At 47.6% G+C, this 12,006-nt stretch carries 11 protein-coding genes; all 11 read right to left on the bottom strand.

The genetic code is table 11. From position 1 onward, the window contains the following. Positions 1–5: 5 nt before the first annotated feature. From ACSHX2_RS14425 to nuoD, 11 genes are read right to left on the bottom strand one after another with little or no spacing between them, the layout of a single operon-like run. On the bottom strand, positions 6–1,454 hold the full coding sequence (locus tag ACSHX2_RS14425; RefSeq protein ID WP_435693659.1) for a complex I subunit 4 family protein: 1,449 nt from the start codon (positions 1,452–1,454) through the stop codon (positions 6–8). 20 nt (positions 1,455–1,474) lie between these two features. Continuing rightward, a complete protein-coding gene (nuoL, locus tag ACSHX2_RS14420; RefSeq protein WP_435693658.1) occupies positions 1,475–3,286 on the bottom strand; it encodes an NADH-quinone oxidoreductase subunit L in 1,812 nt (603 codons plus the stop codon). Between the two features lie 7 nt (positions 3,287–3,293). Beyond that, entirely contained in the window at positions 3,294–3,617 is a 324-nt protein-coding gene (nuoK, locus tag ACSHX2_RS14415; RefSeq protein WP_435693657.1) for an NADH-quinone oxidoreductase subunit NuoK, read from the bottom strand. 44 nt (positions 3,618–3,661) lie between these two features. Beyond that, positions 3,662–4,246, bottom strand: a complete 585-nt coding sequence (locus ACSHX2_RS14410) for an NADH-quinone oxidoreductase subunit J family protein (protein WP_435693656.1) — start codon at positions 4,244–4,246, stop codon at positions 3,662–3,664. 8 nt (positions 4,247–4,254) lie between these two features. Then, a complete protein-coding gene (locus ACSHX2_RS14405) occupies positions 4,255–4,824 on the bottom strand; it encodes a NuoI/complex I 23 kDa subunit family protein (RefSeq protein WP_435693655.1) in 570 nt (189 codons plus the stop codon). 34 nt (positions 4,825–4,858) lie between these two features. Further along, complete coding sequence (locus ACSHX2_RS14400) at positions 4,859–6,118, bottom strand: complex I subunit 1/NuoH family protein (protein ID WP_435693654.1); 1,260 nt, start codon at positions 6,116–6,118, stop codon at positions 4,859–4,861. Positions 6,119–6,138: 20 nt separating this feature from the next. After that, positions 6,139–7,890, bottom strand: coding sequence for a molybdopterin-dependent oxidoreductase (locus tag ACSHX2_RS14395; RefSeq protein ID WP_435693653.1), 1,752 nt, complete (start codon positions 7,888–7,890; stop codon positions 6,139–6,141). Positions 7,891–7,934: 44 nt separating this feature from the next. Then, positions 7,935–8,297: a four helix bundle protein gene (locus tag ACSHX2_RS14390; protein ID WP_435693652.1), complete on the bottom strand. Its 363-nt coding sequence runs from the start codon at positions 8,295–8,297 to the stop codon at positions 7,935–7,937. A gap of 29 nt (positions 8,298–8,326) precedes the next feature. Beyond that, positions 8,327–9,721 (bottom strand): NADH-quinone oxidoreductase subunit NuoF, encoded by a 1,395-nt coding sequence (gene nuoF / locus ACSHX2_RS14385; RefSeq protein ID WP_435693651.1) that lies wholly within the window; start codon positions 9,719–9,721, stop codon positions 8,327–8,329. 44 nt (positions 9,722–9,765) lie between these two features. Further along, on the bottom strand, positions 9,766–10,332 hold the full coding sequence (locus ACSHX2_RS14380; protein ID WP_435693650.1) for an NAD(P)H-dependent oxidoreductase subunit E: 567 nt from the start codon (positions 10,330–10,332) through the stop codon (positions 9,766–9,768). A gap of 41 nt (positions 10,333–10,373) precedes the next feature. Then, a complete protein-coding gene (nuoD, locus tag ACSHX2_RS14375) occupies positions 10,374–11,633 on the bottom strand; it encodes an NADH dehydrogenase (quinone) subunit D (RefSeq protein WP_435693649.1) in 1,260 nt (419 codons plus the stop codon). Between the last annotated feature and the right edge of the window lie 373 nt (positions 11,634–12,006).

The following is a 12,006-nucleotide window of genomic DNA, read 5'->3' as shown; positions in this document are numbered from 1 at the left end:
AAAAGTTAACTGAGAAGGTGAAGAAGAATGTTAGGGTAGATACCTACGACTAAGAGCACGACGGCTAGTAGTGCGGCGGGGGCTTTTTCGAGAAGAGTGATGTCGGAGGCTGTTTCACACTTCGATTCGGTTGGACCTTGGAAAGTGTTACGGAAGGCGCGGAGCATGTATACAGCGCTCATCACGACACCCCAGAGGGCTATGATAGTGGCAATCTGTACTGGCCCAAGAGCTTGGCTGCTATCCCATCCAGCAAAGCCTGAGAAGAATACCATGATTTCACCTGCGAAGTTAGCGAGACCAGGGAGGCCTATGGATGCCATTACAGCGAGCCCGAAGAGGAAACAAAGTTTAGGAGCTGTTTTTCCAAGTCCACCGAGTTTATTCATTTCTAATGTCCCGGTTTTTGCTTCGATTCGATCAGCCAGGGAGAAAGAGAGAGCAATAGAAATACCGTGTGCAAACATGAGTAGAACTGCGGCGCGTACTGCGAGAGTCATAGTGCCGGCTGGTGTGTAAATGTTTGGATCACTGCCAATGGCTGCTGCAATAGCGAGGAAGATATAACCCATATGCATCACTGAGGAATTACCTAACATGGTGTCCAAACGCTTTTGGTTAATCGTAACGAATCCAACCCAGATGATGTTGCATAGGAGAAGAACGAGCAAGAGGTTCAACCAATGCTTCATTCCGTCTGGTGCGACAAGAAGTCCGACGCGAATGAGCCCGTAGAGGCCAAACTTTTTCAGCACGCCAGCATGAAGCATGGCGATAGGCGCTGGTGCTGAAGCGTAGGCAGGAGCTGCCCATGAGTGAAACGGAAAGAGTGAAACCAATGTGCCGAATCCGATGATGAGCAGTAGCGCGATGGCGTTTTGGTGTTCTTGAGCGGCGCCGAGCTTAGTAAGATCAAATGTTCCACTTTGAGTGGCTGCTAAGAGAAGTCCTGCGAGAAGTACAATGGAACCAAACGCTAGATAGATGGTGGTCTTCCATGCGATTTCTTTACGCTCGCAGCCGCCTTTACCTAGAATACCAATCATTAGAAATGTTGGGATCAGAGCGAGTTCGTGGAAAGCGTAGAAAAAGAACAGGTCAGTGGAGATGAATGCTCCTATAGCACCAGTAGTGATGAGCAAGATGCTGGAAAACCAGAGTTTCTCTTTCCCTTGTGGACATGTTCCGCTGAGCGATGCAGCGAAGGCAACGATGACTGAAAGAATGAGCATGACTGAGCTCATGCCGTCAATCAGACCGAGACTGAAATGTATTTCAGGTTTGGCCAATACTAGGAAGCTGAGCGTGCCTGCACAGTCTGGGCATAAAGCTGCGTAGACTCCAAGTATGAGGTTTAGAGCTGTGGCTGCGATCGTGGTTAGTCTGGCTGGAGAGCCAACTAAAATAGCGATCGTCGCCGCTAGTGGGATGAGTATGAGTAATGCTAATAGCATAAGATCAATGAGTAAAAGAGTTAGAGGAAAACGGTGAGGTAAATGACAACTATAATGCCAGCTCCGAAGAGTAGGGCGTAATTCTGTAGGTTGCCGGTTTGCATACGGTAGCGGAAAAAGTCGCCAGTTCCTTGAGCGAGGCGTGTGAGACCGCCAACTATCATTCCATTGATGAAAAACTCATCGAGGAAGTGAACAACCGCAGCGACGATGTCTTGGAATGCTTTGATCAGTTTTGCGTAGAATTCATCGACGTAGAATTTATTGCGGAAAATAGTCATTACGGGATTAGATGCGAGTGGGTCTTCTGATTTCCCTTTGTAGAGGAGGACAGCTCCGAGTAGGCCGATGACAAAGGCTGAGATTGATGCGATGGTAACCCCATTCATTTCTATGCCAATGTGCGGGTGGAAATCATCGAGAGCTGGGATAAGGTTACCTAACCATGGTGAAGCGAGTGCCATGAGTGCCAAGGTGAGAAGGGGGACTGCCATGACAAGCGGTACTTCTTTCGCATGTTCGGCGTGGCTGTCTTTTGCCTTACCGAAGAAAGCGATGAAAAGAAGTCGGAACATGTAAAAGGTGGTGAGGGCTGCGACGAATACTGCAATACAGAAGAGTAGCATGCTTTTCTCATGTGCTGCGTGAAGGATACCCTCTTTTGAGAAAAAGCCGGAAGTACCAGGAAGTGCTGTTAAGCAGAGAGTACCGATGACGAAGGTGATTCCTGTGATAGGCATTCTCTTGAAGAGTCCGCCCATTTTCCAAATATTTTGTTCGTGGTGGCAGGCATAGATGACTGCGCCGGAACCGAGGAAGAGCAAGGCCTTAAACCAAGCGTGTGTGTAAAGGTGGAACATGCCTGCATTTGGGTCAACTAGACCAACTGCCATCACCATGTAGCCGAGCTGAGAGAGTGTGGAGTAGGCGAGGATCTTTTTAATGTCATCTTGCTGAGTTGCCATGAGCGCAGCAAGTAAGGCGGTGATGCCACCGATCCATGCGATTATCATGGCAGAGCATTCAGGAACTACTTCGAAGCCGATTGAGAAGAAAAAGCGTGCCATCATGTACACACCGGCGGCAACCATTGTCGCGGCGTGGATCAGAGCGGAGACTGGAGTCGGGCCTTCCATCGCGTCGGGAAGCCACACGTGAAGTGGAAGCTGAGCTGATTTACCAACCGCACCACAGAAGACGAGTAACACAGCGGCTGCTAAAAAGGGAGTGCTTGCAGTGACTGGATTCAACTGCATGTCATCGAAGGTAAATGTACCAACAATTCCCCAGATCATAAGGATGCCGATGAGGAAACCAAAGTCACCAACTCGGTTTGAGAGAAACGCTTTTTTCGCAGCATCTGCGGCAGAGTCTTTTTGGAACCAATGGCCGATGAGTAAGTATGAGGATAAACCTACAAGTTCCCAGAAAATGAACATCATTACGAAGTTATTCGCGAGTACGATGCCGGTCATTGAGAACATGAAGAGTGATAAGTTTCCAAAGTAGCGCGCCTTGGATTCGTCATCCTTCATATAACCCAGTGAGAAAAGGTGAACGAGGAAGCCAATACCAGTCACCACGATCATCATACCTTTGGAGAGTTGATCGAGCTGGAAGCCGATATCGATATTGAAGCTGCCAGCGTTGATCCAATTGAAGGATATTGAGCTATTGCCAGAGTTCAGCATTAGGACCGAAATCGCGAGTGTTGCAGCTGTGGCTAGAGTGCCAATGAGAGCAGCCACGGTAGCAAACCTTTGCTTAAGGCCGAACTGGATAAGTACTGCCGAAAGTAGAGGGATGAGAAGTAATAGAAGAGACGAGTTCATCTAAATGTTAGTTCTTTAAAGTTTTGAGGTCTCCAGTGTCTACCGTTTGTCGTGCTCGATAGAGGGCTACAATGATTGCGAGACCGACAGCAACCTCAGCAGCAGCCACGGTAATGACAAAAAATACTAACATTTGTCCGTCGTAGTCAGGCAGTCCGTCTTGAAGATGTGCGCGCGAAAAGGCAACAAGTGTGAGTGATGCAGCTGCGAGCATCATTTCTAGACACATGAATATGACGATGATGTTGCGACGAATAATCACTCCTGCAAGACCTATTGAGAACAATAGGCCAGAGGCAAAGAGGTATTCAGTGAGAGAAGCTGTAGGCATGATGAAATTGACCGTTAAAAGAGAGTTTATACTAAAACAAGGTCTTAGGACTTTGCTTTGAGCTTTTTAGATAATGATACACAACCGATGGTGGCGACTAACAAGAGGAAGCCAATAATCTGGAGTGGGAAGTTATATTCGGTGAATAGCTTATGGCCGATCAAGTTGACGTCGGGCAGTGATCCCTCCTTTAAGCTTTCTCTGATCCCGCTGTCAGCAGGAACCTGTTCTAGTGAAAGTGCTAGTTCACTCTGCTGTAGAGTTTCAGGAGTGATCGGTGTGAAATCACCAAGATCACTTGTTTGAAATACAGCGACGAGCTGAAGAACTAATAAAGTCGGAATAATGATTCCTGCAGCAAGTGCTGGAGTTTTGAATTCTTTGTCCTCTTCTTGTTTTAGATCCAAGAGCATGATGATGAATAGGAAGAGCACCATCACAGCGCCAGCGTAGACTAGGATTTGAAGGATGCCGACAAAGTAGGCGTTAAGGCCGACAAATAAAGCTGCTAGCCCGATAAAAGACACAATCATGGACAGAGCTGAAGAGACAGGGTTCTTCAGTGCGACCACTCCAATGCCACCAGCGATCATGATCGCAGCAAATATGTAAAATAGTAGAGAAGGCATATTGTTAGTTACTTGATCTCATTCCACTTGTTCACAAGACCGACACGCTTGCCACCGATCTCGTAGAGTTTCTTTTTATTATGTACCATTTCTTCACGAGAAGTACCCGTGATAGCATAATCTTTACGTAGGTAAATGGCTTGCTCGGGGCAAACCTCTTCACACATGCCGCAGTAGATACAGCGGGTCATATCGATATCGAACTCTTTTGGTCGTTTTTCAACCTTCGCCCATGGATCATCTCCTGGTATTTCTCCTGGGATAATTTTGATCGCTTTAGGTGGGCAAATGAACTCACAGAGTTGACAGGAAACACATCGTTCACGGTCTTGTTCATCGGTGACCAACGCTGGCGCGCCTCGATAATACTCAGGTAAATACTCGTCCCACTTTTGCTCTGGGTACTGCATGGTCAAACCGAGCCCTGAAGAATTAAGAGATGCGCTACCGCGTGATTTGCCAGTGATCGACTTTAGCGCGTGTTTAAGCGTCACCATAGCTCCCTTCGCAAGAGCGATGAGATAGAGCTTTTCCCCCGTGTTTAGTTCAGGGCGTTTGAGTTTTTTGACTTCAGCCATTTGTTAGCAAGTAAAATTAAAAAGAGAGCGTGCGTTATGCTGGTTGCTTTTTGTCGAGCGACTTAGCGATAACAAACATAAGAACTGAGAAAATGATGACTCCTACGGATAGAGCAGCTATGCCTATATATTCTCCGCGCTCAGCCATAGCTGGTGCTGCCATAATGACAGAAGCGATAAGGATATTAATAAGAGCTAGTTCGAAGAAAACTACCCAGCCGAGTTTCATGAGTTGGTCGTAGCGGAAACGTGGAACGGTCCAGCGCACTAGAATGAAGAAGAGAATGAACACCACAACCTTTGTGAGGAAGGCTCCGAGGTGGATGAGTCCGACCCAATCACCAAATGTGTCGAATGCCCATGCATCGAGACCAAAACCGAGTGACCATCCACCAAAGAACAATGTCACAATAAGGGCTGATCCTACGATCATCGCTGCATATTCCCCGAGGAAGAAGAGAGCGAATTTCATGGAAGAGTACTCTGTGTGGTAACCGCCCACGAGCTCTGTTTCACACTCAGGAAGATCGAATGGCATACGGTTGGTTTCAGCAAAAATGGAAACAGTGAAGATGAAGAAGGAGAGATAGAGTGGTAACAAAAGAAGAGCCCCAAGTGGACCACCGAATTCGTAGAGTCCAAAGTTCACAACGTTTTCACCACCAAAAGTGATCGGGCATAGCAACCAGCCATTTTGAGCCTGCCACTCAACGATTTTTGTGAGATTGAGTTCTCCGAAGATCATCAGCACTGGAATTATGGAAAGCCCGAGAGCAATTTCGTAAGAAATCATTTGCGCACAGGATCGAACACCACCGAAGAATGAATACTTATTGTTGGAAGCCCAGCCTGCGAAGGTGATCCCGTAGACTGAGAGCGATGCGATAGCAAAGATGAACAGTGGACCTACTGATACATCAGCAATTACTAGCTTTTCACCAAACAGCTCGGAGCCGAAAGGGATGACGCCTAGAGTGAGTAGCGCTGGAACCATGGTGAGCGCTGGAGCTATCCAGAAGAAGAATTTATTCACATGTGATGGTGTGAAATCTTCTTTCAAGATGAACTTGAGGCCATCAGCCAGTGGTTGGAGTAAGCCATGAAGTGGGATGTCCTTTTTGCAACCGAAGAGTGTCAGAGGGATGCCTGTACGGTTCGGTCCAACGCGGTCTTGAATGATAGCCGCGAAACGACGTTCAGCATACACCGAGTAAGCAATGATCGGTAAGGTCAGCACGAAGGTGAACCCAATAATCTTGACTAGGGTGATGAGTGTGAGTGTGAGAAATTCCATGTTATGAATGGTTAGATGCGTTAGCCAACGATCTCGTTATTTGCGATGCGTTGTTTTTCTTTTTCTAACAAAGGTATCGTTTCTCCAGTTTCCACCAGAGGGATGCCTAGCTCACCTACTTTAGAGAGTGTCACTCCCTCAAGTGTCGGGACTGCCTGGCTCATGACTTTGACAATATCTTCCAGTGTGTACATGTCATTTTTCTCGCCAGTATAGTTAAGGATAAGATCCCGAATGATCTCCCAGTCATCCATTGCATTACCAGGAGCTTGAAGTGCTTGGTTTAGACGTTGGAGGCGACCGGTAATGTTGATCATCGTTCCTCGCTTTTCAGCAAATGATGAAGAGGGCAGTACAATGTCGCTGGCGAAGGCTGTTGGATTCGCCTTTATGTTAGAGCTAACGAGCAGTTCTGCTGCCGCGAGTTCGTCGTGTGTGAAACCTGCATCTGAGAGTAAGTCTTCTTGGAAAACGACAAGAGCCTTGATTTTACCATTGCTGAGGCCCTGTTTGATATCTGAGAGTTTGGCTGACGGAGTGTCTTGTTCAAAAATGATTTTCGCACCGTTGGTATTCGAATTTCTATCCGCTGAAATGAGTTTGCCATCCGTTTCACCTTCGCGAGCAACAATCGTGATTTGTTCTGTTCCTAAAACATCCGCAAATGTCTTAGAAAGGAATAGTTCCTCATTTGTCATGCGACCTGAAGCGATGATTGCGATCTCTGACGGTTCAAACTGTTTAAGAGCATCAGCTGTCGCTTCGATGGCAGTAGACCAAGTGGTGACTTCGTGAGTGCCCTCTACTTTGATCATTGGGTCGGTGAGGCGATCATCACCTTGAACTTCATGGAATGCGAGTCGGTGAGAGTCAGGCATCCATTCGGAGTTTACGTCGTTGTTGAGACGAGGAGTGACACGGTAGATCTCATTACCTCTTGTCCAAATAGTCGTGTTACACCCTGTCGCACAGTTGATATCGATGGATTTAGTTTCCTTGAGGAACCAGACACGCATTTGGAAGCGGAAATCTTTTGAGGTGAGAGCTCCAACCGGGCAGAGGTCAATGGTGTTCATGCCGTAGTTAGAATCTAACTTACTGTCTGGATGGCAAGTGAGTGTGGTATGAGTACCGCGCTCAGTGAACCCTAACACAGGATCATCAACTACTTCATCCATGAAGCGAATGCAACGAGAGCACATGATGCAACGTTCGTCATCGAGGTTCACACGTGGACCAATCTCGACATTTTTAGGCTTCTTGACTTTGTCTTCTACGAAACGCGATTGGCCTCGTCCGTGTTCTACGGAAAATTCTTGGAGTGTGCATTCACCTGCTTGGTCACAGATGGGACAGTCAAGAGGATGGTTGATGAGTAAGAACTCCATCACGCCTTCACGCGTCTTTTCGACGAGTTCGCCTTGGGTGCGAATTCCCATGTTCTCAGCGACGGTGTTCGCACATGCGATGACCGGACGGGGTATCCATCCAATATCTTGGAAGCCTTCGTTGTTGTACACAGGTTCTGCACCCGGAGCTAGACGAGGTGGCATACCCATCTGCACGAGACACATACGGCAGTTACCCGGTGAGCTAAGCTTCGGGTGGTAGCAATAATGTGGAACTTGTGCTTCAGCCATTTTACAGGCTTCGATCATGCGAGTCCCGCGCGGCACTTGAATCCAGTGTCCATCAATCTGGACATTCACCATGCTTTTTTCTGCGGCGAGGTCTTTAGGAAGAGTAGGAGTTTTTGTATCTGTCTCTGACATTATAGGAAAGTGGCTAGTAGCTTGTAGCTGGTGGCTAGTAGTAATTATGCGTCCTGCGGACGGATGGATTTAATAAAGGAGGCGAGAAGGCGTTTAGTGTTAATCGCAATTTCTTGGGCTTTGCTCGTGTCAGCAAATTGAAGTTCACCAGCAAGGAAGAGCTGATAGTCAGCTTCGTGTAAGGATGCTTCAGCAATGTTATAAAAACGTAATTTATCAGCGTTGTTCCAACGGCCAAAGCCTTCGACAATATTCGATGGTACAGACACAGCAGCTCTTCTAACTTGTGATGTTAGACCAAATAGCTCCTCCTTTGGAAAGGATTTAGTGACAGCATAGACTTCCATGACAAAGCTATGAGCGCTTTGCCAAACGAGGAGATCCTTATATGTTTTTGCTGGGTTCATATTACTTGCTACTAGCCACTGGCTACCTGCTACTTACTTAAATACATCTCACGCTGTAGCTGTTCTTTACTGAGGCGTTGGTTTGTCTCAGAGGTTTCGGCTGTGAGTTCGTCTCGGAACTTAGAAATGATGGCTTCGACCGGCCATGATGAGGCTTCGCCAAAGGCGCATACGGTTTTACCATCGATTTGGTAGGCTACGTCTTCGAGTGTTTGGATGTCTTCTGGTGCAGCATGACCACTGACGATTCGGTCTGAAATTTTCTTCATCCAGCCATTGCCCTCGCGACATGGAGTGCACTGACCACAAGATTCGTGCGCGTAGAAGTGGTTGATGTTATTTAGCACCCACGACATTTTACGAGAATCATCTAACACTATAACACCGCCGGAACCGGCCATTGAGCCGCAGGCTGCTAGAGTATCGAAATCCATCTGGATGTCCCAGAAGGTGATTTCCTTGGCGTCATCACCGCGTCCGATTTTGAAGGTTTCATCGCAGCGGAGTATCTTGGAAGAAGAGCCACCTGGGATGACTGCCTTGAAGCTTCTCCCGTCTTTAGGGCCACCACATATGTCATTGATAAGCTCACCCATGGTGAGTTTGCCCACTTGTACTTCGTAGTAGCCAGGATTTTTTACGTCACCAGAGACACAGAGGATTCGCGTGCCAGTGTTGCGCTCGACACCGAGTTTAGCGTATTCTTCACCACCCATTTCTAGGATGTGCTTTACGTGGCAGAGTGACTCAACGTTGTTAACGATGGTTGGCGCCATATAGAGGCCGAGAGCAGCAGGGAAGTAAGGTGGTTTAATGCGAGGATAAGGACGCTTGCCTTCGAGCGACTCGATAAGGCCTGTTTCTTCACCGCAAATGTAAGCGGCTGCACCGCGATGCACCCAAATTTCCAAATCAAAGCCAGTACCGAGAATGTTCTTTCCAACAAAACCTTTTGCACGAGCCTCTTCGATTGCCTTTTCCATTGTTAGAGCGGCTTCAGGGAACTCTTCGCGCATGTAGAGGTAGGCTGTGTGAGCTCCAACAGCAAAGGCGGAAATGACCATGCCTTCGATCAGTTGGTGTGGATCTTGATGAACGATATAGCGGTCCTTAAATGTGCCCGGCTCAGATTCATCACAGTTACAAATCAGGTAGACTGGCTTCGTGTTGTTCGGTGGGATGAAGCCCCACTTTACACCTGTTGGGAAACCTGCGCCACCACGGCCACGAAGGCCTGACTTTTTGACCTCGTCAGTGATGGCTGAAGGTTCCATTTTGACCGCTTTTTTAAGCTGGTCGTAACCTCCATCCGCCATGTAGGTGTCGATAGAGGTGTCCCAACCTTCGCGATCAATGTTCTTGAAGATGAGGCGGTGCTCAGATGGATGTGGCTCTTTGCCTGGAAGGTATTTGATGTCTGACATAGTATTGTTCAGAGAAAAGTGAGTCAGTGGGAGTTGCTCGTCCATTAGACGGAATATTGGTCGATCAACGTTTGTGCTTTGTCCGGAGAGATATTGTCGTGGAAGTCATCGTTGACGAGGCAGACTGGGCCACTGCCACAGGAGGCGAGGCATTCAGCAAACTCTACGGAATAATTCCCGCAAGGTGAGACCACGATAGGGTGGTGGTGTGAAAGCTTTGAGCGATCAATGTTAGTGATTTCACAGATCTTATCCATCAGATCGTGTGAGCCAGCCATCGCACATGATAGTGTGCGGCAGACTCGATAGTGAAATTTCCCTGGAGCGCTCTGGCGAAAGCCTGGGTAGAAGGTGACGACTGAGAGCACCTTGATAGGCTCGACTTCTAATTTGTTAGACACCCAGCTTATTGCTTCTTTGGAGATAAATCCGAAGTGATGCTGCACGATGTGTAGTAAGGGGAGCACTGCTGAGAGCTTACTCACTGGGTAGTGGGTAATACGCTCATCGGCGAGGGCCTCAATATCAGTATTGGCCTCAAATGGAGGAAAGTACTTTTCACCGGGTGATGGCTCGGATGCTACAGATTTTTCTAGAATGTCTTGGGACATAAGAACGGAATTAAAAAATTAGAATTAGAAAGGTGTGAGGATTAGCGGTCGCATTCGCCCATTACAAAATCGAGTGAGCCAAGGATCGCTGGAACATCGGAAACCATTGTGCCCTTGAGTAGTTCAGAGCAGATTGAGAGGTTGATGAATGAAGGGGAGCGGATTTTGAGACGGTGCGGCACGCCACCTCCTTTAGAGTGAATATAAAAACCGAGCTCGCCCTTCGGGTTTTCGTGACCAAAATAAACTTCGCCTTCTGGGGCATCGATTCCCTGTGTCGTGACGATAAAGTGGTGAATGAGTTCTTCCATAGACATGAGCACGCGCTCTTTATCTGGAAGTGTGCTCTTAGGATCGACGATGTTGACCGGTCCTTCGGGAAGTGTATCAAGGACTTGTCGAATGATGCGAATCGACTGGCGCATTTCTTCCATACGAATCTGGTATCGGGCATAGCAGTCACCTTCCTCCGCGATAGGCACATCGAAGTCGTACTTTTCATAGCCGAGGTAAGGGTTGTCTTTACGAAGGTCGCGTGGAACACCTGAAGCACGTAGGTTAGGTCCAGTCAGTCCGTAAGCGATAGCGTCTTCTTTGGAGATTGTTCCTACGTCACACATGCGCTTCATGAAGATTTTGTTCTTATCTAATAATGTCGCGATCTCATTGATCTGCTCTTCGCATTCGTCGAGAAATGTGAGGACTCTGTCTTCAAAACCTTCAGGGAGGTCTCGGATTTGGCCACCGATACGTGTGTAAGAAGTAGTGAAACGTGCTCCAGTGAGTTGCTCACAGAGGTTGTAGATTTTTTCACGTTCGGTAAATGTGTAGAGGAAAACAGTCATGGCACCTACATCCATAGCGCAAACACCGACACCGAGCATGTGAGCAGAAATTCGAGCCAGTTCACAGGCTAGTACGCGCACTGCTTGGCCGCGTGGAGGTAGTTCCCAGCCCATGAGCTTTTCTACAGCGCAGGCATATGCGACATTGTTCGCGAGAGGGGCTAGGTAATCGAGCCGATCCGTGTAGGGGATAAACTGATTGTATTGCATGTTTTCAGCAATTTTTTCGTCACCGCGATGCAGGAAGCCTACATCAGGCGTGGCCTTGCTGATGACTTCACCATCTAACTCTAGAATGAGGCGAAGCACACCGTGTGTGGCCGGGTGAGATGGCCCCATATTGAGTACCATTTTCTCGCCCATCACATCATCCGCTTCAGCATGGTAGTCGGCGACTGCGGTTGCTGTTTTAGTTGCGTTGTCTGGAGCTTCGTAAGTGGTTTTTGATGGAGTCATGTTAACTGGGTATCGCCAAACACTACAAAGGAGAAAAATAGACGCTCTATCAAGGAAGATTGTGAAAAATTTCACAAGCGTATCAACAATGCCGTCTGAAGCATTGAGTAAATACAGTGAAAGACAGTTTGTTCGCTTATACCATTCTCCCAGAGGTTCTGTCGGGCTTCAGTCTGCTGAAAGCTAATTTTTGTTTTCATAGGGCTTTGAGAATGACTTTTCACTTACCTGCTTATTGGTGAGATCGCAAAAGCTTTTAAAAGCCATTTTTGATAGTTTTTTGGGCGTTTAGCCCACCGATTAGTCTCTACACACCTTGTTTTCTTAGTATCTGGGCGCAGTTACTTGCAAGGCAGATGAGATCCCATTCAGT

Origin of the sequence: Rubritalea sp. (genome assembly GCF_051252225.1) — a bacterium.
Classification (GTDB): domain Bacteria; phylum Verrucomicrobiota; class Verrucomicrobiia; order Verrucomicrobiales; family Akkermansiaceae; genus Rubritalea.
Note: the sequence above shows the minus strand (reverse complement) of the source record. Positions and strands in the feature narration are given on the sequence as shown.

Coding starts and splice junctions, on each gene's coding strand:
- ACSHX2_RS14405 (WP_435693655.1), bottom strand. CDS start 4,824: ATGGCTGAAGTCAAAAAACTCAAACGCCCTGAACTAAACACGGGGGAA.
- ACSHX2_RS14395 (WP_435693653.1), bottom strand. CDS start 7,890: ATGTCAGAGACAGATACAAAAACTCCTACTCTTCCTAAAGACCTCGCC.
- nuoK (WP_435693657.1), bottom strand. CDS start 3,617: ATGCCTACAGCTTCTCTCACTGAATACCTCTTTGCCTCTGGCCTATTG.
- ACSHX2_RS14425 (WP_435693659.1), bottom strand. CDS start 1,454: ATGCTATTAGCATTACTCATACTCATCCCACTAGCGGCGACGATCGCT.
- nuoF (WP_435693651.1), bottom strand. CDS start 9,721: ATGTCAGACATCAAATACCTTCCAGGCAAAGAGCCACATCCATCTGAG.
- nuoL (WP_435693658.1), bottom strand. CDS start 3,286: ATGAACTCGTCTCTTCTATTACTTCTCATCCCTCTACTTTCGGCAGTA.
- ACSHX2_RS14400 (WP_435693654.1), bottom strand. CDS start 6,118: ATGGAATTTCTCACACTCACACTCATCACCCTAGTCAAGATTATTGGG.
- nuoD (WP_435693649.1), bottom strand. CDS start 11,633: ATGACTCCATCAAAAACCACTTACGAAGCTCCAGACAACGCAACTAAA.
- ACSHX2_RS14390 (WP_435693652.1), bottom strand. CDS start 8,297: ATGAACCCAGCAAAAACATATAAGGATCTCCTCGTTTGGCAAAGCGCT.
- ACSHX2_RS14410 (WP_435693656.1), bottom strand. CDS start 4,246: ATGCCTTCTCTACTATTTTACATATTTGCTGCGATCATGATCGCTGGT.
- ACSHX2_RS14380 (WP_435693650.1), bottom strand. CDS start 10,332: ATGTCCCAAGACATTCTAGAAAAATCTGTAGCATCCGAGCCATCACCC.